The sequence below is a fragment of the Priestia filamentosa genome, assembly GCF_900177535.1.
In the GTDB taxonomy this organism is placed as follows: Bacteria; Bacillota; Bacilli; order Bacillales; family Bacillaceae_H; genus Bacillus_I; species Bacillus_I filamentosa.
Genome location: NZ_FXAJ01000013.1, coordinates 1 through 24,096, shown reverse-complemented (window position 1 = coordinate 24,096; position 24,096 = coordinate 1). Strand labels below are relative to the sequence as shown.

General features: G+C 35.4%; 29 protein-coding genes. 22 read left to right on the top strand and 7 right to left on the bottom strand.

The window, feature by feature from the left end:
- Nucleotides 1–132 precede the first annotated feature (132 nt).
- Genes arsL through vcpD form a run of 4 tightly spaced genes read left to right on the top strand, consistent with a single transcriptional unit; the run spans nt 133 to nt 3,667 of the window.
- Nucleotides 133–1,407: an arsinothricin biosynthesis radical SAM protein ArsL gene (arsL, locus tag B9N79_RS23970; RefSeq protein ID WP_046218315.1), complete on the top strand. Its 1,275-nt coding sequence runs from the start codon at nt 133–135 to the stop codon at nt 1,405–1,407.
- Between the two features lie 16 nt (nt 1,408–1,423).
- A complete protein-coding gene (locus B9N79_RS23965) occupies nt 1,424–2,143 on the top strand; it encodes an MIP family channel protein (RefSeq protein WP_193399809.1) in 720 nt (239 codons plus the stop codon).
- A gap of 21 nt (nt 2,144–2,164) precedes the next feature.
- Nucleotides 2,165–3,271 carry a GTP-binding protein gene (locus B9N79_RS23960; RefSeq protein ID WP_046218316.1) on the top strand — a complete coding sequence of 369 codons (1,107 nt, stop codon included), beginning with the start codon at nt 2,165–2,167 and terminating at the stop codon, nt 3,269–3,271.
- Nucleotides 3,272–3,283: 12 nt separating this feature from the next.
- Nucleotides 3,284–3,667 (top strand): ArsD-related vicinal cysteine protein VcpD, encoded by a 384-nt coding sequence (gene vcpD, locus B9N79_RS23955; protein ID WP_046218317.1) that lies wholly within the window; start codon nt 3,284–3,286, stop codon nt 3,665–3,667.
- 70 nt (nt 3,668–3,737) lie between these two features.
- Here the strand turns inward: vcpD and B9N79_RS23950 are convergent, their stop codons facing one another.
- On the bottom strand, nt 3,738–3,938 hold the full coding sequence (locus B9N79_RS23950) for a hypothetical protein (protein WP_046218318.1): 201 nt from the start codon (nt 3,936–3,938) through the stop codon (nt 3,738–3,740).
- A gap of 145 nt (nt 3,939–4,083) precedes the next feature.
- Between B9N79_RS23950 and B9N79_RS23945 the strand changes: the two genes are divergently transcribed.
- From B9N79_RS23945 to arsC, 4 genes are all read left to right on the top strand, one after another.
- Nucleotides 4,084–4,572, top strand: coding sequence for an arsinothricin resistance N-acetyltransferase ArsN1 family A (locus B9N79_RS23945; RefSeq protein WP_239695536.1), 489 nt, complete (start codon nt 4,084–4,086; stop codon nt 4,570–4,572).
- 184 nt (nt 4,573–4,756) lie between these two features.
- Entirely contained in the window at nt 4,757–5,104 is a 348-nt protein-coding gene (locus B9N79_RS23940; protein ID WP_046218319.1) for an ArsR/SmtB family transcription factor, read from the top strand.
- Between the two features lie 15 nt (nt 5,105–5,119).
- A complete protein-coding gene (locus tag B9N79_RS23935) occupies nt 5,120–6,418 on the top strand; it encodes an arsenic transporter (RefSeq protein ID WP_085119273.1) in 1,299 nt (432 codons plus the stop codon).
- A 23-nt stretch (nt 6,419–6,441) separates the two neighbouring features.
- Nucleotides 6,442–6,864 carry an arsenate reductase (thioredoxin) gene (gene arsC / locus B9N79_RS23930; RefSeq protein ID WP_085119271.1) on the top strand — a complete coding sequence of 141 codons (423 nt, stop codon included), beginning with the start codon at nt 6,442–6,444 and terminating at the stop codon, nt 6,862–6,864.
- Nucleotides 6,865–7,271: 407 nt separating this feature from the next.
- On the opposite strand, the gene B9N79_RS23925 is transcribed toward arsC, so the two are convergent.
- On the bottom strand, nt 7,272–7,601 hold the full coding sequence (locus B9N79_RS23925; RefSeq protein WP_085119268.1) for a monooxygenase: 330 nt from the start codon (nt 7,599–7,601) through the stop codon (nt 7,272–7,274).
- Between the two features lie 84 nt (nt 7,602–7,685).
- Nucleotides 7,686–8,306, bottom strand: coding sequence for a recombinase family protein (locus tag B9N79_RS23920; protein ID WP_085119265.1), 621 nt, complete (start codon nt 8,304–8,306; stop codon nt 7,686–7,688).
- Nucleotides 8,307–8,759: 453 nt separating this feature from the next.
- Here B9N79_RS23920 and B9N79_RS23915 point away from each other — a divergent pair, with 453 nt between their 5' ends.
- From B9N79_RS23915 to B9N79_RS23860, 11 genes are all read left to right on the top strand, one after another.
- Nucleotides 8,760–9,179, top strand: a complete 420-nt coding sequence (locus B9N79_RS23915) for a MarR family winged helix-turn-helix transcriptional regulator (protein WP_046218321.1) — start codon at nt 8,760–8,762, stop codon at nt 9,177–9,179.
- A 20-nt stretch (nt 9,180–9,199) separates the two neighbouring features.
- Nucleotides 9,200–9,592, top strand: a complete 393-nt coding sequence (locus B9N79_RS23910) for a rhodanese-like domain-containing protein (protein WP_046218322.1) — start codon at nt 9,200–9,202, stop codon at nt 9,590–9,592.
- Nucleotides 9,593–9,597: 5 nt separating this feature from the next.
- Nucleotides 9,598–10,035, top strand: coding sequence for an EVE domain-containing protein (locus B9N79_RS23905; protein WP_046218323.1), 438 nt, complete (start codon nt 9,598–9,600; stop codon nt 10,033–10,035).
- A 1,026-nt stretch (nt 10,036–11,061) separates the two neighbouring features.
- Complete coding sequence (locus B9N79_RS23895; protein WP_046218324.1) at nt 11,062–11,322, top strand: metal-sensitive transcriptional regulator; 261 nt, start codon at nt 11,062–11,064, stop codon at nt 11,320–11,322.
- Between the two features lie 187 nt (nt 11,323–11,509).
- Complete coding sequence (locus B9N79_RS23890) at nt 11,510–11,992, top strand: DsrE/DsrF/DrsH-like family protein (RefSeq protein ID WP_046218325.1); 483 nt, start codon at nt 11,510–11,512, stop codon at nt 11,990–11,992.
- A gap of 47 nt (nt 11,993–12,039) precedes the next feature.
- A complete protein-coding gene (locus B9N79_RS23885) occupies nt 12,040–12,408 on the top strand; it encodes a rhodanese-like domain-containing protein (protein WP_046218326.1) in 369 nt (122 codons plus the stop codon).
- A gap of 115 nt (nt 12,409–12,523) precedes the next feature.
- Nucleotides 12,524–13,081, top strand: coding sequence for a sulfurtransferase TusA family protein (locus B9N79_RS23880; protein ID WP_046218327.1), 558 nt, complete (start codon nt 12,524–12,526; stop codon nt 13,079–13,081).
- A 17-nt stretch (nt 13,082–13,098) separates the two neighbouring features.
- A complete protein-coding gene (locus tag B9N79_RS23875; protein WP_046218328.1) occupies nt 13,099–13,494 on the top strand; it encodes a DsrE/DsrF/DrsH-like family protein in 396 nt (131 codons plus the stop codon).
- Nucleotides 13,495–13,544: 50 nt separating this feature from the next.
- Nucleotides 13,545–14,672, top strand: coding sequence for an MBL fold metallo-hydrolase (locus B9N79_RS23870; RefSeq protein WP_046218329.1), 1,128 nt, complete (start codon nt 13,545–13,547; stop codon nt 14,670–14,672).
- 61 nt (nt 14,673–14,733) lie between these two features.
- The gene (locus B9N79_RS23865) at nt 14,734–14,961 is read left to right on the top strand and encodes a sulfurtransferase TusA family protein (RefSeq protein ID WP_046218330.1); all 228 of its coding nucleotides are present in this window, start codon (nt 14,734–14,736) and stop codon (nt 14,959–14,961) included.
- Nucleotides 14,962–15,029: 68 nt separating this feature from the next.
- Nucleotides 15,030–15,806 carry a sulfite exporter TauE/SafE family protein gene (locus B9N79_RS23860; RefSeq protein ID WP_046218331.1) on the top strand — a complete coding sequence of 259 codons (777 nt, stop codon included), beginning with the start codon at nt 15,030–15,032 and terminating at the stop codon, nt 15,804–15,806.
- Between the two features lie 73 nt (nt 15,807–15,879).
- Here B9N79_RS23860 and B9N79_RS26315 read toward each other — a convergent pair whose 3' ends face one another.
- Complete coding sequence (locus B9N79_RS26315) at nt 15,880–16,056, bottom strand: hypothetical protein (protein WP_167555150.1); 177 nt, start codon at nt 16,054–16,056, stop codon at nt 15,880–15,882.
- 1,783 nt (nt 16,057–17,839) lie between these two features.
- Here B9N79_RS26315 and B9N79_RS23845 point away from each other — a divergent pair.
- The gene (locus B9N79_RS23845; RefSeq protein WP_046218334.1) at nt 17,840–18,226 is read left to right on the top strand and encodes a Rok-like winged helix domain-containing protein; all 387 of its coding nucleotides are present in this window, start codon (nt 17,840–17,842) and stop codon (nt 18,224–18,226) included.
- Between the two features lie 857 nt (nt 18,227–19,083).
- Here B9N79_RS23845 and B9N79_RS23840 read toward each other — a convergent pair.
- On the bottom strand, nt 19,084–20,733 hold the full coding sequence (locus B9N79_RS23840; protein ID WP_046218335.1) for a catalase: 1,650 nt from the start codon (nt 20,731–20,733) through the stop codon (nt 19,084–19,086).
- Between the two features lie 636 nt (nt 20,734–21,369).
- On the bottom strand, nt 21,370–21,714 hold the full coding sequence (locus B9N79_RS23835) for a hypothetical protein (protein ID WP_046218336.1): 345 nt from the start codon (nt 21,712–21,714) through the stop codon (nt 21,370–21,372).
- 178 nt (nt 21,715–21,892) lie between these two features.
- Here B9N79_RS23835 and B9N79_RS26985 point away from each other — a divergent pair, with 178 nt between their 5' ends.
- Together B9N79_RS26985 and B9N79_RS23825 are read left to right on the top strand one after the other, a co-directional pair.
- Complete coding sequence (locus B9N79_RS26985; RefSeq protein ID WP_082864796.1) at nt 21,893–22,114, top strand: transposase; 222 nt, start codon at nt 21,893–21,895, stop codon at nt 22,112–22,114.
- A gap of 481 nt (nt 22,115–22,595) precedes the next feature.
- On the top strand, nt 22,596–23,444 hold the full coding sequence (locus B9N79_RS23825; protein ID WP_046218337.1) for an STAS domain-containing protein: 849 nt from the start codon (nt 22,596–22,598) through the stop codon (nt 23,442–23,444).
- 195 nt (nt 23,445–23,639) lie between these two features.
- On the opposite strand, the gene B9N79_RS23820 is transcribed toward B9N79_RS23825, so the two are convergent.
- A complete protein-coding gene (locus B9N79_RS23820; RefSeq protein ID WP_046218338.1) occupies nt 23,640–23,867 on the bottom strand; it encodes a hypothetical protein in 228 nt (75 codons plus the stop codon).
- Nucleotides 23,868–24,096 lie beyond the last annotated feature (229 nt).

The window sequence follows — 24,096 nt, the reverse complement described above, 5'->3', positions numbered from 1 at the left end:
TTATGGGAGGGGAACAAAAAATGAAACTTTATTATAAGAATAAAGCTGTGTATGCATTAATCACAGTGGCAACTGTTATGTTATTCATGGATCCAGTTTGGCCTTAAACTTTAAAACTTAGGAGGATGTAGAATGAATATCTTACTGATTTCAACCTTCGAAGGTGGTTTTCAACCTAATACGATTGCTACAGCAGCTACCCCTTTAATAAAGGCGGGATTTGATGTATCTATATTAGACACCTATGTAGAAGGAATTGTAGAAGAAAAAATTTCAGGTAAAGATTTAGTCGCGATATCTGTTCCATTATTTGATGCTGTACATGCAGGAATTGAAATGGCAAAACTTGTGGCTGATAAAAACCCAAAGGCTCACATCACATTCTTTGGCCAACATGCCACGATTAATGCCAATCGGTTAGCTGGTAAATATAGCGATTCCTGTATCTGCGGCGAGTGGGAACAACCATTAACTTTACTAGCTAAGCATCTTTCTGGTGACAAACAAGATAAACTTCCTGGAGTATTGAGTGCTGAACAAGCTGTAAAAGGAGAGGTTATCCCTCCTCATATGTCCCGAAATCACCTAGATATCCCTTCAAGACATTTATTACCACCATTATATAAATATCCTCAAAAACAGATTAACCATCTTTTAGAGTCAGAAGAAATAGTAGGCTCAACAGAGATTGCAAGAGGTTGTCATCATAAATGCCTGTACTGTTCTGTCTTTGCTGCCTATGGCGGAAAAGTCATCCTTGTACCAGAAGAAATTGTATTACAGGATGTAAGAAATTTGGTAGAAGGCGGCATGACTCATCTTACCTTTATAGATGCTGATTTCTTTAACGCTAAATATCATGGTATTAAAATCTTAAGAAAACTACACCAAGAATTCCCTCAACTTACGTACGATTTCACTACTCGGGTAGATCACATTTTAGAAAACAAAGAGACTTTATTAGAAATGAAGGACTTAGGAGTCAAGTTCATTACTTCAGCTTTAGAATTCCCTTCTGAAGAAGTACTTGATGCGGTAGCTAAAGACACAAGTGTAAAGGACATCGAAGAAGCTATTCGTTATTTGAGGGAGGTAGATATCAAACTTAATCCAACCTTTATCATGTTTAACCCTTGGACCAAATTTGAAGATCTTACTACGTTCCGATCTTTCATAGAAGATAATCAATTAGGGGATATTGTAGATCCAATTCAATACGAAACTAGGTTGTATTTATATAAAGGCTCTCCACTATTACATAAAGATTCTATTAAAAAGCTGGATTTGGAAGAGCATGAATTTCATTATGACTGGAAACATCCAGACCCTAAATTAGATGAACTCTATTTTGAAATGTTAACACCAGCAGAAGAAGGAATCTTCAAACGCTGCTGTTTGAAGTGCTAAGGGGAGGGAGAGAAGAATGGCTCAAAAACCTTTGGTAGCTGCTTCCGTCAATCAGCCTAGTACACTAACTAGTATCGATACTTACACTAATATTAGAAAGAAAATTATAGCTGAGTTTATTGGTACTTACTTTCTTATATTCGCAGGTACGGGTGCTATTATGGTGAACTCCCTTACAAATAGTTTAACGCATGTTGGTGTAGCTTTAACCTTTGGATTAGTGGTCCTAGCTTTAATTTATTCTTTTGGCCATATCTCTGGAGCACATTTCAATCCTGCTGTAACAGTTGCCTTTCTTTTCTTAGGCGAAATTACGAAAAAAGAAGCCATGACTTATATTCTGACGCAATTAATAGCAGCTTTAGCTTCAAGTACGACCTTATTAATCATGTTTGGTAATGTTTCAAACCTCGGTTCAACCATTCCTAGTGGATCTTGGTTACAGAGTTTTATTCTAGAATACGTCTTAACTTTTATATTGATGATGGTTATTTTAACATCTGCCGTTCACGGTAAAGCTGTTAAATCCTTTGCAGGACTAGCTATTGGAGCAACCGTAGCGCTAGAAGCCATGTTTGGAGGACCTATTAGTGGAGCATCGATGAACCCTGCTCGGTCATTCGGACCAGCCATGGTTTCAGGTGAATTCAATAGCCTTTGGATTTACTTGGTGGCTACTATACTAGGCTCCCTTAGTGCTGCTTTAATCTATACCTTACTTCATGAAGAAGAATAAAAATGGGGAGGAAGAATAAAGATGAAAACTGCTAAATTAGTATTACTCGGGGGATTCCTCGGTGCCGGTAAAACAACTACTATGATTAATTCAGCTTTAAAACTTGAAGAAGAAGGATATCGTGTAGCGATTGTAACCAATGACCAAGGAAAAGAATTAATTGATACAGAACTTGCTCGTAGAAGTGGGCTAAATGCTAAGGAAGTAACAGGAGGCTGCTTCTGTTGCCAGTTTGACGATTTATATAAGAATCTAAATATATTATTAGAAGAAAAGCAACCAGATGTGATTATCGCTGAAGCTGTAGGGAGCTGTACTGATTTAGCAGCAACGGTTATCCAACCTTTAAAACAGTACTACTCAGACCAATTCACAACTGCACCTTTAACTATTGTCGTAGATCCTGCTCGACTTATACATGAGTTAAATGCTACGGAGGAAAGACCTTCTTTTTCCCAATCAGTAAGTTATATATTTGAAAAACAGTTAGCAGAAGGAGATATTATCGCTCTAAATAAATTAGATCGTTATTCTCCTGAAGAAGTTGAAAAATTATATAGTTATCTACAACAACGTTATCCTCAAGCTATTATTCAAACTATCTCTGCTGAAAGAGGAGATCATCTTGATACCTTAACTCAGACGTGGCTGACGACCGACTTAGGAGGAGATAAGGTTCTCGATATTGATTATGAACAATATGCAGAAGGGGAAGCACAATTAGCCTGGATGAATATCCTAGGTGATCTAAGTGGTAAAGAAAAAGTAAATCCACATGAATGGACTAAGTCTTTTCTAAGTAAGCTAAACGATCATTTCTTAAGAGAGAAGATGGCTATAGCTCATCTAAAAGTTCATGTAGGTTTTGAAGACGGATTTGTAAAAGCGAGCATGGTACACACCGGGGATGAACCAACATTTACGGAGAAAAACACAAAAGAGCATACAGAATTTAGGGTGGTTCTAAACATTCGCATTGAAGCATCCCCAGCTGTTCTTAACCTAGTAGTCGCAGATGCTATTGAATCCCTGAATAAAGAATTTAATACGGAGTGGAATGCCACATATAACGAATGCTTTAGTCCACTTCCACCAAAGCCAGTTCATCGTTTATACGAAGTATTGTAAGGAGGAAAATAAATGAATTCATCAATCTTAATTGAAATCTTCCCTAGTGTTCTAGGTAACCAAGACGAGTGCTGTGACATGGATGCAGAAATGGAGCCCGGCTCTAGTTGTTGTGAAGACAGTGAAAATTTTTATGAGGAAAGCCTAGAATTAAAGGAACGATTAAAAGAACACTTTGATAAGACTGTCAATGTTCATCTCTATAACTATGACATCTCAATGGATCGAGTTATGGCTAAGAAGAAATTAAGTGAGTTAATGAGAAAAAGAGGATTTAAACATGTAAGTGAGGACGATATTCTTAAGTATGCGACTCCAGCAGTAGTCGTTAACGGAAGTCTAATAAGTTTTGCTACTAAGCCTCAGATGGAAACAGTAGTAAAAGAAATAAGTTAATACAAAGAGACAGAGTCAGTAATATGACTCTGTCTTTTCATTTATAACACTAAACTTACTCCAATTGAAATCATTCACTTTTTAATGATAGATACGCTTTCTCGAAATTCTGATAAGTATGATTTCCAAGGGCCTTACAATCCTCATTAAAGAAGCGCTTAAAAATAAATTCTTTAGCTTGTACGACATTGAAATTGCGTGTATTCATAAGTAATTTAAAATAAGATTGAAAATATTCAACGGATAAATTTCCAGCACGATTCACGACCATAAATACGTTCTCCTTTAGAATTATTTCAAGTCCATTCCCTTAATTATTGATATGAATAGGTTAATGAAGTTGCTAAGGAAAAGCAAGATAATCGTTTCCTTCTTTAATAAAATGATACAAAAAGTCTCAGAAAGGGGTTTATAAAGTGATAATTCGTGAAGCCAGAGAAAAAGATATGGAGAGTATATTGAAGATTTATAACGAAGGCATTGTGGATCGCATAGCTACGTTAGAGTTAGAAACAAAAGATATAACCTATATTAGACAATGGCTCTTTGAACGTTCAGAACGGTATGAAGTCATTGTAGCAGAGGTAGAAGAATCCATAGCAGGATGGGCTTCTCTAAATCCCTATTCTCACCGTTGTGCCTATAATGGTGTGGCTGACTTATCCGTCTATATCCAGAGAAAGCAACGTGGAAAAGGAATTGGAAAAGCATTATTAAAGGACCTAGAAGATAGAGCGAAAAAATCTGATTTTCATAAGTTGGTTCTATTCACCTTTCCATTTAATCAGGCCGGTCAAAGCTTATATAAGGGTATAGGATTTCGTGAAGTAGGGGTATTTCAAGAACAAGGAAAACTAGATAATAAGTATGTAGATGTTATGGCCATGGAGAAAATTCTTACATAGTGAATTAAAGTCTCTAAAAAATCTTTTTAGAGGCTTTTCATATGGCTAATCTTAATAAAAGATATAGGTTAGGTGAATTTATTTTTGGAGTTGCAAATAGTAAAAAAAATCGTTATATTATATACCATTAACATATAATAATATAATTATATGTTAATTAACGTTAATGTTGGGAGGACAATTCATGGATGTAAAGACTACAATTGAAATTGAAAAAGCAGCACAAATATTAAAGCTGTTAGGGGATAAGACTCGCTTATCTATGGTGAAACTTCTAGAAACGCATGAATGTTGTGTTTGTGAACTGGTAGAGATATATAAAACGAGCCAGCCTGCTATTAGTCAGCATTTACGAAAATTAAAGGATGCCAAAATTGTAAAAGAGCATCGAAGAGGAAAGTGGATATTTTATTCTCTCAATAAAGAACATCAATATTATGGGTTCGTTTCTAACATCCTTGAATCGCTACCAACTCAGCATGAACGTTTAAACGAGTTAGAAAAACAAGGATTACGTATTTGTTGTGATTAATTGGAGGTTTGTACATTGACATCAGTTATATTGGCATCATTGATTTTTCTTGTGACACTTATCTTAGTCATATGGCAACCAAAAAATCTTTCTATCGGATGGTCAGCCTGCGGAGGAGCCATTCTTGCTCTTATTGTAGGAGTAGTGGATTTCGGTGACGTAGTGGATGTAACCTCTATTGTCTGGAATGCTACCTTAACTTTTATTGCTGTTATCATTATTTCTTTAATTTTAGATGAAATTGGTTTCTTTGAATGGGCAGCCTTGCATATGGCGAGAGCTGCTGGTGGTAATGGTGTTCGAATGTTTGTTTATGTTTCTCTTCTTGGAGCTGTAGTGGCTGCATTATTTGCAAACGACGGAGCAGCATTGATTCTAACACCGATTGTACTAGCTATGGTACGAGCCTTAAAATTTGAAGATCATATGGTCTTTCCTTTTATTATTGCAAGTGGTTTTATTGCCGATACCACCTCATTACCCCTTGTGGTCAGTAACTTAGTAAATATTGTATCAGCTGACTTCTTCGGAATTAGTTTCTCTGAGTTTGCTTCACATATGATTGTACCGGACTTATTTGCTCTGTTCGCTAGCATCATCGTGTTGTATATTTACTTCCGTAGAAATATACCAAAGACCTACAACGTAGCCGATTTACAAAGACCACGTGATGCCATCAAAGATGAGAAGATGTTCCGACTATCCAGAATTGTGCTTATAGTTTTAGTACTAGGCTACTTGATTGGAGAATTCTTTAGCATACCGGTTTCTATTATCGCTGGTATTATTGCCATCCTATTCTTACTAATGGCTAGAAAAAGTTCAGCTGTTCAAACGAAAAAGGTATTAAAGGGAGCTCCATGGGCCATTGTTTTCTTCTCTATTGGTATGTATGTGGTGGTCTATGGACTACGAAATGTTGGTTTAACAGAAGTGCTAGCTAGTGTCATTCAAGCAACAGCTGATCATGGATTGTTTGCAGCCACGATGGGTATGGGTTTCATTGCAGCTATCTTATCATCCATTATGAATAACATGCCAACGGTCATGATTGACGCCTTGGCTATTGATGCTACTTCTGCAACAGGGACTATTAAAGAAGCCTTAATTTACGCGAATGTAATCGGTTCGGATTTAGGACCAAAAATTACGCCAATTGGTTCTCTAGCCACACTTTTATGGCTGCATGTTCTTTCTACTAAAGGAGTTAAGATTTCTTGGGGAACCTACTTTAAAACAGGCATCATCTTAACCATCCCAACATTGTTTATTACACTCGTTGGTTTATATATTTGGTTACTTATTATTTCATAACACATCAAAAGGAGATTTAACACATGTCTAAAAAAACAATTTATTTCTTATGTACAGGAAACTCTTGTCGTAGCCAAATGGCAGAAGGTTGGGCAAAGAAATATTTAGATGCTAACGAATGGAATGTATACAGCGCTGGCATTGAAGCACATGGTCTTAACCCAAATGCGGTTAAAGCAATGCGAGAAGTAGATATTAATATTTCAAACCAAACATCTGATATTATTGACCCTGAAATCCTAAATAACGCAGATTTAGTGGTGACTCTATGTGGAGATGCAGCTGATAAATGTCCAATGACACCACCTCATGTAAAACGTGAGCACTGGGGATTTGATGATCCAGCAAAAGCAGAAGGAACAGATGAAGAGAAATGGGCCTTCTTTCAACGTGTACGTGATGAAATCGCAGAACGTATTCAACGTTTCGCAAAAACAGGTGAATAATTAATAAAAAGCAGCCGAGTTTCTAATGGGCTGTTTTTTTATATCCTTTGATCTTTATTATGAATTAACTTTAGTGGAAAAATCATATCAAAAACCATGGTTTTTGAGATGGTTCACGAATAAGTGACTTTTCTTCTTAATTACATCTTATTTCTATATTAAAACACGTCTCAAAATCAATGTATCATTAAGGAATGTTTTTGATACATAGCAGGGTTTGATTTATATAAATAAAAATAAAAAGAAGCATCTTTATCATGAATGAAAGTCACTAAAGAAAAGACAGAAGAAACAGATATAAAGCATGATAAATATTAGGATATGTATAGATATCAGTTCAAGTAACGTAAGGATTATTTAGACATCGTGATGAGATAAAATTCAAGTGTACTTGAAAAAAAGATGGATTAAAAGTCCCTTTTTTCTTTAGTAAGCTTTAAAGGTCCATGATTAAGAGTAGTAAGCTGTTCATTTGTCTCAAAAATCTTTCCTTTAATACCTGTAATGCTGAATCCTTTTAATCTTTTCGTATGCATATCTAAATACTTTTCGGCATCTTCTTTTGTTTCAAAGAGATAGATTCCCCCGGCTTCTTTAGCTTCTTTATTTTCTGTCCATATCTTCCATATGAACCCCTTTTCCTTATTAATACTGTTTGCTATGTCCGTAAAAGCATTTGTCAGATCATTACCAAAAGGTCCCTCAAATTTAAAATCAACTTGTAGTAGGTAGGTCATTTTATACACTCCTTAAATTTAATAATCTCATTAACTAGAAAAAATCTTGAATGAGTAAGAGTTTTTTTGACGAGTTTCTTCCTATTATATATTGATCTTATTAAAGGTACCCTCATGTTCCTTCACTAATTTATAAAAAGTTGTCTTTTTAACATTAGCCTCTTTCATCGCTTGTACAGCTGTAATCTCCTTATTTCTCCATCGATTATAAGCTTCAATGAATTCTTGACTAACCTGAGCTTTAGGACGTCCAAAAGATACACCACCTTTGAGTGCAGCATCAATCCCTTCGCGCTGACGTTTCCGAATACGATCTCGTTCCTCTTCTGCCATCCATGAAAGAATCTGCAAAACTAAATCTGCAATAAAGGTTCCCAAACTATTCTTGTATTGAGTAGTATCCAACAACGGCATATCTAAGACCACAATGTCTGCCTCAATCTCTTTTGTAATGGCATTCCATTCTTGTAAAATTTCTTCCTTATTACGGCCAAAGCGATCTAGAGAATGAATATAAAGAATATCTCCTTTACGCATCATTCGTTTCATCAGTTGATACTGTTCTCGATTGAAATTTTTCCCACTTTGCTTATCAATGAAAATATCCCGAGGGGAAATTCCAGCTTCCTCCATGGATTGAAGTTGACGACCCTCATTTTGATCTCGGCTGCTTACTCGTATGTATCCAAATTTTCTATTTTCCATTTTTATACTCCTTTTGTGTTTCTCTCCCTATTATTCTATCAAAAACGTTCGTAAAAGTGTATGATTTTATGAGGACGTTCGTAATTTATTTTTAAACTTAAATGAACATTAAAAAGGCTAGATTTCTAATCAAAAGGAAATGACCGTAAAAGTAAACTTTTACGGACGTTCACTTTGCGAACTATTCATTTGTGTTTACTTTTTACAGATAAAAAGGTAATTAATGGATAGGGAAGTTATGCTCGTTCATAAAAGAGAAAAGTTCCAAATTATTGTTAATTAATCAGTTTGCGATTTTTTGCTTTCTCTAATCAACCTCATGGTAAATACTTCCGAAGTGATCTGCTGTTGCTATGATAGTAAACCACTATAAGTATTTACTTGTTTTTTGAAAAATAGTCAGTTATACTGATTATATACTTTACTGATTAATATAGTGAGGTGAGGACTTAGATGAATAAGTGGAATCAATCTTATGGTTTTTTACTTGGAAAGGCTCTTCAACAAATGGAAAATAAGTTTGCTGAAGGACTGGTTCCTTTTAACATCAATTCAAGACAATATGGCGTTCTTTTATTTATTGAGGAAAATCCATATTCCTCTCAAAAAGATATATCGGACAACCTACAAATTGATCGAACGACGATGGTCAGTCATATTGATCATTTGGAAACGTTAGGATTTGTGGAGAGAACCAAGAACCCTAATGACCGAAGATCTTATAGTCTTTTAATTACGGGAAAAGGAAAGGAAGTACTGCATTCACGTTGGGAACTTCTAACTGATGTAGAATCAGAAGTTTTAACGCCTTTAAATCAGCAAGAAAGACAATTGTTGAAAGATTTTTTGATTAGAATTTGGAAGTCACTATAGAAAACTGGAGGTTATACCAAATGAACGCACTCGATTATTTTAATGCACGTCTTCAAGCGACTATAAGCCCCATGGATTACATAAAAGCAAAGAAAATGAATCCAGAACAATACTTTTTAATTGATGTTAGGAATGGTCCTGCTCATGTAAGAAGTATAACGATTAAGGATTCCCACGTTATACCCGAACAAGAATTAGACAATCGTTTAGATGAGATTCCCAAGGACAAGAAGATTATCCTTTATTGTTGGGATGTTTGGTGCAATACAGCTGCTAAAGTTGCCAAATCTTTATTGGAACAAGGGTATGACGTAAAAGAATTAACGGGGGGAATTGCTGCATGGCAGGAAATGAACTTTCCAGTCTCAACAGCCACTCCAGATAATCCTCTATCCAATCATTGTGGGTGTTAATTTACATGGAAAAGAATATAAGATATTGGGTTGGAGTGGCTTCTCGCGACCATGTAATGAAGGGCGTTCAAGGTGGTTTTGCTCAACTTTGTCATGGTAAGGAAGCTCCTTTAAAAAAGATGAAGACGGGCGATTGGATCATTTATTATTCTCCAAAGGTACAGCTTAATGAAAGTACTCCCTATCAAAAATTTACAGCTTTAGGACGAGTTGTTGATGATTATATCTTTCAATTTGATATGGGAAATGATTTTATACCCTTCCGAAGAAGGATAGATTTTACGGAGTGTACAGAAACATCTATTCATCCTTTAATTCCCCAGCTCTCTTTTATTAAAAATAAGAAGTATTGGGGTTATTCGTTTCGATTTGGCCATTTAGAAATAAGTGAAGATGATTTTAAAGTCATCAAAGAAGAAATGACAGAGATGAAAGGAGATTAGACTGTTCTAATCTTCTTTTAACTTTTTGGGAATACATGAGTAATACGGACAATTTTATAGCTTCATGTACCTATATAGTTATATAGTTGAACCCTTGTTAAAGGTATGACAAGGGTGGTTGTGGTAGGTGTGGGGACGTTTTCCATTTTGAAAGAAAGCTTGAAAACTGAATAAAAAGATGTTCTTTTAAGGGAAAAAGAAATAAACTAGCAACAGGGTAATTTACGGTAAATATAGAAGTTTACCCCACAATTCTATAGTAGTTATGGCAATGGAAACATACAACTATAGGATCATATTTTGTGATTTTTTTCTGTTTTGCAGAGATTATTCCATTAGATGTAAAATTTGAGTCCTATAATATAGGGTATGTTAACTACACCTTTGATTCCATTGGACTTTTTCGCTTAGATTGTAGAATTGTAAAGATGCAATTTTACGTGCTACTCGTAAGTGTACTAGTTGTGAATTGTTTTTCTATTGGTCCTCAAGTGTTAGTGGGAAAACCATATAACCACATAAAAGGAATTAACAGTATATTCTAAAGGGTGTCTACTCTTCTTACCTTTAGGAAAGTGATAATTCTACACTTGACATTATACCTATAGGGGTATATAGTTGATTTGTGAACAACATCATTGTCATTAATAAGGTGGTGTACTACATTAGTTATTTTATTATTTTATTTTTACTCCTTATTATTCTTACTATATATAGACGTTATTATCCTGTAAAGGATATCCATTGTATAAATAAAGAGAATTTAGAAGATCAAAATATGGCGATAGTAGATATAAGGAATTATCATGACGTCACTCCTTATTCTAATCATCATATATTAAACATTCCATATGAGTATCTAAAGCGTTTCTATTTAGAAATTCCACCAGAAAAGATACACATAATCGCTACAGATAGGATAGAATTAAACTTAGGAGTACGTTTTTTAAGAAGAAAAGGGATTTGTATATATAGTTATGAGTTAGCAACATGCACATGTAAATAAAAGAAAGGATGGTTGACAATATGGAATATGATCAGCAGGTTAAAAACCGCCTACGTCGAATTGAAGGACAAATTAAAGGTGTGTTAAGTATGATGGAACAGGGGAAAGATTGTAGAGACGTTGTCACTCAATTAGCAGCTTCACGTAATGCGATTGACCGAGCAATGGGGGTTATTGTGAGTACCAACCTGGAACACTGTGTTCGTGAAAGTATTAAGAATGGAGAAGATACAGAGAACTTAGTAAAAGAAGCTGTTAACTTATTGGTGAAAAGTAGATAGAGAATATTCATCAACCTATAAAGTTTAGGGTTGACGAGTACTCTTCGGTATTATAATATACCCATACAGGTATATGTATAAGATGGATAAGAAAAAACTCATTCATTATCTCTCTTTTTATCTACATTCAATATTTTTTTGATTAAAAATATACCCTGCGGGGTAAGTTTTATTGAGGAGGAACAACATGACAGAACAGAAAAAGCGTACAACGATTGTATTATTTAGTGGGGATTATGATAAGGCGATGGCAGCTTATATTATTGCAAATGGGGCAGCTGCCTATGACCATGAAGTAACCATTTTCCATACATTTTGGGGACTAAATGCTTTACGTAAGGAAGAACTAGTACCTGTCAAAAAAGGCTTTCTTGAAAAAATGTTTGGAAAAATGATGCCTCGTGGTGCTGACAAAATGGGATTGTCTAAAATGAACTTTGCAGGTATGGGACCTAAAATGATTAAAAATGTGATAAAAAAACATAATGCGCTTACTTTGCCTCAGTTGATTGAAATGGCTCAAGAACAAGACGTAAAGCTTGTAGCTTGTACGATGACGATGGATCTTCTAGGATTACAGGAAAAAGAGTTGTTAGATGACATTGACTATGCAGGCGTAGCTGCCTATTTAGCAGATGCTGAAGACGGAAACGTCAACTTATTTATTTAATATCCCTTAAAATTGGATAAATAAATGAAGAGAGGTGACTAAATACTATGGATAGTAGCACCATCATTAATATCTTATTGTTTTTGTTTGTCGGATGGTTCTTAATTCAACGTTTCCTTCCACCAAAAGGGATTAACCAGATTACTACTTTAGATTTAAAATCAGAGCTAAAGAAAAAAGGGAAACAGTTTATTGATGTACGAACGCCTCATGAGTTTGGCGCAAGACATATTAAAGGCTTTCAGAATATCCCTTTGTCAGAACTTCCAAACCAATCTCATCAACTATCAAAAAATCAGGAAGTTTTAGTGATTTGTCAAAGTGGAATGAGAAGTATGAAGGCCAGTAAGATACTGAAAAAGCAAGGATTTAAACATGTTACCAATATAAAAGGTGGAATGAATGCATGGCATTAACCTGAGAAGCCATAAACTGCTTTGGTTATAGAAATAAGGAAATCAACATACAAAGCAGTCCAACTTCAACTTTTTATATACCCCCACACCTATTTTGAAATAAGGAGGAAATAGTATGATTCAAGCAAATGTGGTACTAGATGCAAAAGGATTAGCATGTCCCATGCCGATTGTAAAAACGAAGAAGAAAATGAATGATTTAAAGGCTGGTGAAGTATTAGAAATCCAAGCAACAGATAAAGGATCTACAGCTGATTTACAAGCTTGGGCAAAAAGTACAGGTCACGAATATTTAGGCACTGAAACAGAAGGAGATGTTCTTCATCATTTTCTTCGTAAAGGTGGAGCTGACTCATCAGCACAGACAACATCTATTCCTGAGATTTCATTAGATGAATTTAAAAAGAAAGTGGAAAGTGATAAACCTCTCCATATTTTAGATGTTCGTGAACGAGAAGAGTATGAGGAAGCTCATATTCCAGGCGTTGTGCATATTCCTCTTGGGGAAGTGGAAAAACGTTCAAATGAGCTCAACAAGGAAGATGAAATTTATGTAATTTGCCACTCTGGAAGAAGAAGTGAAGCAGCAGCCCAAACTATGAAGAAACAAGGATTTAAAAACTTAATCAATGTGGTCCCAGGTATGCGTGACTGGACAGGAAAAACAGAGTAGTCAAAGGGGGAAACAAAATGAGTTCAAAAGTAGCTATTATTGCGGCAAATGGTGGGTTATTTGATGCCTATAAAGTTTTTAATATTGCCACTGCGGCAGCAGCAAGTGATCAAGAAGTATCGATTTTCTTTACATTTGAAGGGTTGAATCTAATTCATAAGGAAGGTCACAAACACTTAGAGATGCCAGAAGGGAAAGAACACTTTGCAGAGGGATTTAAGAAAGCAAACGTACCTTCTATCCCGGAACTTGTGGAAATGGCACAAGAAATGGGCGTTAAATTCATTGGCTGTCAAATGACAATGGACGTTATGGGATTAACAAAAGAAGACTTTGTAGAAGGCATTGAGGTAGGCGGAGCTGTTACCTTTTTAGCTTTTGCTAAGGATGCAAATGTGTCCCTAACCTTCTAATTTTTCTCTTAGATTAGGTTATGAATCATGTACTGTAGGAGGGATTTATAATGACCGTACAAGCCCTTACGGCAAAAAAAGTGACACAAAAAATCGTGAACAAAGAACCTTTATTTATTCTCGATGTTCGGAATGAAAGTGATTTTAGCGATTGGAAAATTGAAGGCCATTATTTTGATTATTTAAATGTACCTTACTTTGATCTTTTAGATGGGGTCGAAGATATTTTAGACCAAATACCTTCTGATAAAGAAGTATTGGTGGTTTGCGCCAAAGAAGGGTCATCTGTAATGGTATCCGATATGCTTTCGGAAGCTGGGCTTATAGTCTACTACCTTAAAGGTGGAATGAAAGCGTGGAGTGAACATTTAGAACCTGTAAAAGTGGGCGATTTAAAAGACGGTGGAGAGCTGTATCAATTCGTTCGAATGGGTAAAGGATGTTTATCCTATATGGTCACATCAAACGGAGAAGCAGCAATTATGGATGCTACCCGTATGGCCGATATTTATATCGATTTCGCCAAGGAACTAGGCGTAACCATTACTCATGTATTTGATACACATCTTCATGCTGACCATATTTCAGGCGGAAGAGCTATAGCCGAACAAACAAAGGCCACTTACTGGTTACCACCGAAAGATGCAGAGGAAGTGGTATTCCATTATCAACCATTAGAAGAAGGACATAATGTGACAATTGGAAAGACAACAATTGCAATTCAACCAATTTATTCTCCGGGTCACACGATTGGTTCTACTTCATTCGTGGTGGATGACCAATATCTTCTTTCAGGTGATATTCTGTTTATCGATTCCATTGGTAGACCTGATTTAGCTGGTATGGCAGAAGATTGGGTGGGAGATTTACGCGAAACCCTTTATAAACGATATAAAGAATTATCAAATGAGTTAATCGTATTGCCTGCTCATTTTATGGTGATCGATGAATTAAATGAAGATGGCAGTGTAGGTAAGAAGCTAGGAACCTTGTTTACTGAGAACCATGGCTTAAACATTGAAGATGAAACAGAATTTAGACACCTAGTGACTGATAATTTACCACCTCAACCTAATGCTTATCAAGAAATTCGAGAAACAAACATGGGGAAAGTCAACCCAGACAAAGAAAAACAGCGTGAAATGGAAATTGGACCTAACCGTTGTGCTATACGATAAATAAAGGTTGAGCGAGCTTCAGAAAACCTATTCATAAAACAGATACAGAGGAGAGAATAAGATGAAATCAGATAAAGTATTAGATGCAAAAGGACTAGCATGTCCCATGCCGATTGTAAGAACAAAGAAAGCGATGAATGAAATAGAATCAGGTCAAGTTCTAGAAGTACATGCTACGGATAAAGGAGCTAAGAATGACTTGGCTGCTTGGTCTAAATCAGGCGGACATGAACTGATAGAACAAGCTGAAGAAGGCGACGTTCTAAAATTCTGGATTAAAAAAGGATAAGCCATCATTAAGGTGAAAGGGTATCGAAATAAAAGATACCCTTTTCCTTTGAAAAGGAGGAAAACCTAGTGGATATGGCCTTTATCACTACTCTTTTCATCATTGGGTTTATGGGTTCATTTATCTCCGGAATGGTTGGCATTGGCGGATCTGTCATTAACTATCCTATGTTACTGTATATTCCTCCATTAGTAGGAGTCATGACTCTAACCGCACACGAAGTTTCAGGTATCGGTGCTGTTCAAGTATTTTTTGCCACAATTAGTGGGGTCTGGGCTTATCGTAAAAGTGGATTCTTACACAAAACGCTCATTGTATATATGGGAAGTAGTATTCTTATAGGTAGTATGTTGGGTAGTTATTTTTCTCATTTCATATCTGAGAAAGGAATCAACTTAATATATGGAATATTAGCTCTTATAGCTGTTATTTTAATGTTTATACCGAGAAAAGGACAGGAAGATAAAGAAGACGATGAAATTTTATTTAATAAGCCAATAGCCTCTTCTTTAGCCTTTATCATTGGGAGTATATCAGGTATTCTGGGAGCTGGAGGAGCTTTTATCTTGGTACCTATCATGTTATCGATCTTAAAAATCCCAGTCCGAGTCACGATCGCTTCTTCTCTAGCGATTACTTTCCTTTCTTCTATTGGAGCAACAGTTGGGAAAATCATAACAGGTCAAGTTCTCCTTGTACCCACCCTTATTCTTATCCTTGCAAGCCTTATTGCTTCTCCTATAGGTGCAAAAATAGGACAAAGTATCAATGCTAAGTTTTTACAATGGCTCTTAGCCCTATTAATTTTAGCCACAGCTATTAAAATTTGGTTAGACGTTTTATAAGAAAGTAAAGCTATTTTTCATCCATTAAAAATGAAAAGAAAGACCAACCACTCGTTGGCCTTTCTTTTTTATTTTAAGATACTTGATGACGTTCAATAAAAGACTCAAGAGCAGGGTGAAACTCTTTTTGATAGTGGTGATTTGGACATGTTTTGATAATCATCCCATACAAAGCCTTTGATTGAGTTGTGTTCAAGGTTTCTTTACATTTAGGGCAACGCTCAGAAAATAAAAAATTCCATAATTTCATCAATAATCACCTCTTTTAAAACCTTTAAAACCTATTAGTTTAATAAGAATTATAGGGCATTTATATAAAGCGGTCAATGAAAAAACAAACTCTTGGGTGAATCTGGTGTACTTAATCAAAGCTTAATAAACGGTAGCAATTAAGGTTGAAAAGAGGTGAGGGATAAATGAAGACTCTTTATACAAGAGTGAGTAATCTAAAATTTATTGTTACAGCTGTAAGTCCTAATCAACATATACTTTCTATTCTGAGAGAAGAGTAATGAATCTGTATTATTAAAAATTATCTTTATGACTTAAATAAATATTTACAGAACGTCAGTTTGTACGATTATACTTAAAGGGCAAGAAACAGCTCAAACTCTTTGTAATTCAAAAAGTTTGAGCTGTTATTACTTTCTAGAATGGGCATTATGTGAACTAATAATGTATAGAGTATAAAGATCTACTTCTAATGATTAGAGGTGAACCTTTTTTTAGTGGGGTGAAAAACGAATAAATCCTAAAAACATCTAAGTATAATACTTCCCCCATGTAGAGGAGTGACACCTTTACTTTCTCCATTGTATTCGTTTAATCATCTATAACAGATAAACATAGAGCACGGAGATAGATTTACTTATAGAACAATAGAAAAAACAGAGATGTATATAATAATAAAAAATAGGGACATAAATAAGTAGATGTAAAAGTGCTTTTTGTTCCCTTGAAGTGAGCATTCAATAGTTTGAATAATATATGAAATAGTCAAGAGCAGTAATAAAATGAAAGGAGGGATATTATAGAATTGAAAATCTGTATTTGGATTAGAAAAGAAATAGATTGATATTCCTATTGAAATTATTAAGGCTATAATATCAAATACTTTCGAAAACATATTTTTCTCCGTATTTACTTTACCATTCATTTTTCATTACACCTTCTATTGTTTGGTATTTATAATTGAATTCCGTATTCTGAAGGAGTCAATCCTTTTAATTTTGTTTTAATTATTTTGTAGTTGTAGTAAAAATATAAAACTCTAATCTTTTTAAACCTCAGCTAAGGTTTACTAACGTAAAAAAGCCGTTGGGTCCTACGCTAGGCAGGGCATCGGCTTTTGGAATAGTTTCAGATAACGATGTATACATTCTTGATCAGCTGGGGCATTCTTTCCTTCCACAATCAGGAGAATATCCTGGTTCTTCAAGGTTAAAATAAAGGAAACGAGCTTAGACAAGTCCCTTACTTCACATGTTATCTCATTACTACACAAATATATGTTACTTTTAAGGATTTGACATAATCGATAAAACTCTACAATTCTCCCCATTGTCCACGACGATGAAGACACCTTCCAAGATACGATCTGCTTCATTCCTATATACCCACTTTCATTTCTATTTACGATTCCATCACCTTCACTCTATTATAAAGCGTAATGTAAGCGTATTCAATGGTAATTATGCATATTATAAGGAGAATTACGTTTAAATATACCAAGTAGAAAAATATGTTTAATGAAAATAAAACTGTAAAAGTATACTTAAAGGGAAATAAAAATTATGTAACCTAGGAAGTTGTAATACACATATGTAAACTAAACTGGATATATGTTACATATTTGTTATAATTATTATAAAACCTATGTTACATATATTCTTTGCGTAGGTGGGTTTTATGTGACTAAAAAAGTTAGAAAAAAGGAGATAGTCTCTTTTTTCTATTTTACAATTGCAGTAGGTGGTATGAAATGAGCCTATCTAGATAACCATTCCTTCCACATTATTAAAGGAGTGTACAAGGTGGAATCGCAACAACAAGAATGGTTAGTGAAACGTTTAACACAATCTAAAGAACATATTATGAGATGTATGCTAAATTTTATGAAGGAAACGGAATTGATTAAAGAAGAAATGGAACAAAGAGGAATGAATACCACGAACATTACGAGTACATTGACTCTTAAGCAAGCTCATAGAGAGAAGTTGGAAGCTTATTTAATTGCAATCCAGCTTTTCAAGTCTAATCCAAAAAAATGTTTTACTCTAACTTTACTACGAAAACATGTACAGAAACATGTAGATTATCCTCTCCCTTCAAATGCCTACTTCATTGAGAAAATTCAAGGGATTAATCCTTTTATAAGGAAAGTAAGACGCGGATGTTATCAATACATCGACCACCTTTAGGAAAGTGAAAAAACGCAAATTTGATGTGACTGAGTTTGCACTTTTTACTACCTCGAAAGTGTTTGACGGAAACCTTTTTACATATTTATACAATAAAAAAGAAACAGCCTCTTCAGAACTGTTTCTTTAAGAATTCCCATCCCTTTAATAGTTTACCCCTAAACTTAGCAGACGTGAACTAAAAAAGTATATTTTTTGTAAAGAAGTTTTTCTTCTCATGATTAATATTATGGGCACTAAATATGTATAGAGTTGTATAGTTATAAAAAGAAAAAAGACTCTCTCTTGAAAGAAAGCTGGGAAGATCAAGAGGGAGTCTTTTCTAGATCAACTTGCTTATATAGAATGGGTAGGGGTACCTTGAGTCCTAACGGCATCTTTTATATTTTATTTACTATATGGGGAACTTTATACAATTTCTAAGTTGTAAGTGTTCTCTTTCCCCCTCCTGCATGTAGAACTTACTGTGAAAGTTTTGGTTAATTTTGCACGAGGACCTTCTAATTGTCTATTTAGACTTTTTACTTATCTTTTTGTCATCTATTCCTTTTCCTATGCTCCGCACGAAACAATTACCAAACATTCAATAGGGGATGGTAATTTCAAGGTTCCTTTTATTATATTGTTACTTATATTTTAAAAGAGGGACAACTTTTGTGTAGAGCTTCAAAAGTTTTAAAAAGATTGTTAATCATTTTTGCTACTCCTGCTTGAAAAGTAAGATAGACGAAACACAAACGGAGCGTTGACTCGATGCTCGTCCGTGAAAGGGACAAGGAATGAGCAAAAATAAAAAGGCTGAACAGAAAGGCAGTTTTCACTGACTTTCTGTTCAGCTCCTTGCATTAAATTCAAGATTAATAAGGGTCAGCTCCATGGCTTTTATTCACAGCATCTTTTGTTGCTTCATTCGCAGCTAATGAACCTTGGCCATATTTCGATTGACCTGATTCACGGCCTGGAACTTGATTTTCCTTCTCCATGCCTTGCATTTCTTTCATTTTCTTTTCAATTCCTTCCTTCACACGACGACCATAGTCTTCATCGGCTTGGGTGAAGTGCTCAATCATCGCTTCTTGAATACGTTTGTCACATACCGCAAGTGCTTCCGAAAGGTTTTTGATTAATTCATCGCGCTCCCATTCCTCAAACTCTCTGTATGTATTTCCAGCTTGCCCATAGTTATTAGGGCGATCAATAGGTGCACTCATTGCTTCTGCATTATACTTTGGACGGTGCGGTGGAAGAGCGCCTTTACTTGCTTCCTCGTAGCCGCCGAGCATTGATGGCTCATAGTTAATATGTGGATTCTCTCCAGACTCCTTCGGGTCACGGGTATCCATTTGGCCGCGATGCTGGTTTGTACGAACAGGTGCTTTCGGTGCATTCACAGGCAATTTTAGATAGTTCGCCCCTACACGATAGCGCTGTGTATCGGAGTAAGAGAAGGTACGACCTTGAAGCATTTTATCATCTGAGAAGTCCATTCCATCTACAAGAACCCCTGTCCCAAAGGCGGCTTGCTCAATCTCCGCATGGAAATCTACTGGATTGCGATCAAGGACCATACGTCCTACTGGCAACCATGGAAACTGATCCTCTGGCCAAAGTTTTGTATCATCAAGAGGATCAAAATCAAGTTCCTTATGGTAATCATCCTCCATAATCTGCACAAAGAGCTCCCACTCTGGATAATCCTTGCGCTCGATGGCTTCATATAAATCTTGTGTGGCATGACCAACGTTCTTTGCTTGAATAGCGTCTGCTTCTTCTTGTGTTAAGTTACGAATCCCTTGCTTTGGCTCCCAATGATACTTCACCAACACAGCCTCGCCTTTGTCATTTACCCATTTGTAGGTGTTTACACCAGAACCCTGCATGTGACGGTATGTCGCTGGAATCCCCCATGGAGAAAATAAAAATGTAATCATATGCGTTGCCTCAGGTGAACGAGAAACGAAATCAAACATTCGCTGAGGATTTGGCACATTCGAAGCCGGATCAGCCTTAAATGCGTGAATCATATCAGGGAACTTCATCGCATCACGGATAAAGAAAATTTTTATATTGTTCCCAACCAAATCCCAGTTGCCATCTTCCGTATACATTTTTACCGCAAAGCCGCGTGGATCCCGTGCTGTTTCCGGCGAATCCTTTGATCCTGCCACTGTAGAGAAGCGAACCATGAGTGGTGTTCTCTTCCCAGCACCCGAAAATACTTTAGCGCGAGTATACTTTTCTACCGGTTCATCTCCGACTTTTCCGTACGTTTCAAAATATCCAAATGCCCCAGATCCTCGTGCGTGTACTACACGCTCTGGTACCTCTTCCCGATCAAAATGGGAAATCTTTTCAATGAAGTGATAATTCTCAAGTGTAGCTGGACCACGATTACCAATTGTACGGATGTTTTGGTTATCCCTCACGGGATGACCCTGACGTGTTGTCAGAGTCTCACGTTTCACATCATCTCCGTTTGAACCATCCCTATCTTTATTCTCTGCCAAAATGAAAACCTCCTTATAATTCGTTACTCTGATATGTTGCGCCATATCGGTAAATTTATACAGTACGAAGAGTCCTATTGTAAAATCATTTCCGTTCTAATAAATTTATCTATTCGTATATAATCCTTGGGAGATAACAATGTAATTATTCAGCTTTTGTCCGTTGAATTTCGAAAAAGTAATATATTTAACATACACCAAGAGTTATACCGAACTATGTACTTATAGATTTGTTGGATGGGGAAATAACGAGACAAACTTCATTATTTAAATTAGATACAAGAAAAGAACTATATATTACGGTAGTGTTTAACAAATACCCAAAAGGATTAGACATTGAAATCCCACCCCAGTGAGTTGTTTGATTTAAAATCTATTAGGAAGCATATATTGAGTAATGGAGATTATAAGATACCATCAGATGCCTATTCTATCGCTAAAGTGCAAGGGATTAATCCCTTTATTCAAAAAGTTAGACAGGGTTGTTATCAATATATGAAGTGATTATCCATGAAAAAATGCAAAATTCAGCTCTATGATTTAACATTGTTTAGTCTTTCTTGTAACTATGGTAAATAAAAAGAGCAATAATCACTCCTATAAGGGTAATTACTGCTCTTTTTATACTTAAGAACGTTAACGTCTTTCATCTTTCCCCAGTCCTTCGTTAAAGTACTTCTTTTTTAAATCAATTACTTTCTTATTCTCTATCCTATCCCCTTTATTGTTATCATAAAATATGCCGACAATAAAAATATAAGATAGAATGTATAACCTAAATGGTATTAGAATACCCACTGAGTATACATTCAATATATAAAGTGCCAAAATAAATGCTCCTACCAGATAAGCTACTAAAGGAAGCCCTTCTACCATTGCTGTAAGTTCGTAAAGAGGGTCAAATCCTTTTGTTGTTTCAACTACTCCACCCATTAATAACGTAAACCAAAGGAACCATATAACTAAGCTAATACCTTTCACTATCAATCTCACCTTTCATTCAATTCCCTTTCCTCTTTTTTATAAATTTTTGGAGTTAGTATAGTTTCATGGACACCATTTAATTAAGGTCTTGCAATTATTTATTTTTGAGAGGATGTGTCCAAATTGAAACGTAAACCTACAGGTAAAAAGTATAATGATGATTTAAAAAAACGTTCTGGATCTATATCATGCTAGAAACTCGGTAAAAGACTTAGGCAGCGAATATGGCGTATCAGAAGTAACAATCTATAAATGGATAAAAGAATTTATACCTATCCATTCAGGGAAAGGCTCTCTGGCATCGAAAGAGTTAGTTGAGATTCAGATGGAAAACCTTCGGTTAAAACAAAAACTAGAAATCCTAAAAAAGGCTATAGGCATATTCGCGAAAAAGTAATAGAAACAGAGTTAAATCACTTTATTGAGAAATACAAAGGTCAATACTCCGTTCAGAAAATGTGCGAAGTGCCAACGATTCCAAAAAAGAGAAGTATATAGAGTTAAACAGTTATAAAAGAAAAAAGACTACCTCTTGAAAGAACAGCGAGAAGGGTGAGGGGAAGTCTTTTTTACATCAACTTGCTTATATAAAATAGGAGCATTTTGAGTCCTAACGGCATCTTTTATATTTTACTCACCAAAGAAAATTTTATGTAATTATCGTTAAATTTTAATATGTAGACTAGCAGTGTATAGCTTATATATGACGTTTTATTTAATTATTAATAAAAGAAAAGAAATCAGTTATTTTTTCGAAAGAGTCAGAGCTGAGTAAACGCCTTTCTTTTCCTTATCATTGGTATAATTAGTTTATAACCTATATACTTGCTATAGATTTAAATCCATAGAAGGAATTATAACAAGGAGAGTATTCAACCATGCATAGAAACAATCAACTCTATCATTTTTTACTAGAAAGAGCGCGCTTATTAACAGAGCAGTGGTATGAAGCTTTAGATAAAGATGATTCCTCTGGCGTATATGCGTCGGATGATCCTGAAGTCGTTGAAATGGTAAAGAAACAAAATTATGAATTTCATGTACGGTTTTGTAGAGTGTTTGATGAATCTTGTTCAGAAGAGGAGTTCTTATCCTCTTTTGAGGAATGGATTTGTAAAACTTCTGGGGAACAGGAATATCAACGTACACCCACTCACTTGATATTACGAGAGTTCTTTAATAACCAAGAACAGTATCTAGAGTATGTGAAAGAATTTGTAGAGAAAAGTCATGAGACCTATTCTCCTGAAACGATTAACAGATGGAACCGTAAGATCATTAATAACTTCAATTATGTGATGCTAGCTTTCGCAGAACAAAGTCATAAGTATGCGGAAGAACGTTTAGCTGCTCAAAAAGAGATGATCCATGAATTAAGCTCTCCGGTTATTTCCCTTAGTGAAGACCTTTCTCTTCTTCCTCTTGTAGGAGATATTGATACCGATCGAGCCCAGAGGGTGAGGGAAAATACGTTACAACAATGTTCTAATCAACAAGTAAAACATTTACTGATTGACCTATCTGGTGTACTGATTATCGATACGATGGTGGCCCACCAAATCTTCCAATTAATCAAGGCTTTAAAGTTAATTGGTGTAACCTGTACACTTTCAGGAATTCGACCTGAGATCGCTCAAACGGCTATACAAATCGGAATCGATTTTGACGACTTATCTGTCGTTTCTAGTATTCATCAAGCTTTAGCCCAACGTCATTTGCTTCAGTAAAAAGACATTAATCCCAGTATTGTAACCTTGTAACTTAGAAAATGCTCTTATAAGTATGAGTGGTTTAAGAAATACGTTTTATAAAAAATGAAAGCAATCAAATATCATTAATACTGAATAAAAGGATCCTTTTATTCAGTATTATTTAGCTTATGTAAACTAATTTCACCTACCGTATACAAAAAAGAAGCCCCATTAAAGGGCTTCTTTTTTTCCAGGATTTAAAGCTCTATATAAGGCATCAGAAGCCGTCTCTACATCATAATATGAGGCAACATTCCCATCAGCAAATGTAGTAACTTGAAAAGCGCTAGATTTCTTGCAATAACATAATTCGATTAAACCAGGGATAGTATGTATAATCGTGCAGTCTTCATATTCAATCAGATTATGAAGCATTTTTTTGATCTCGGTTATGCTCATTCATACATACATCCTTTCCTATAATGTGGAAAATTCAGGTGTTAATAAACCAAATAATGTAATTCATCTGTATATTATCATAGTAGAATATAAAAAAATACCTTTAAGGTAGATCTGTCACATTTATTTCTTATAATCAACATTATGGTGCGACAAGAAGTCGCTTTTATATAGTGTGGCTCACGCCACTAGTTTAGACGCAAAAACTATCCCTGTCCAAAACTGCGTG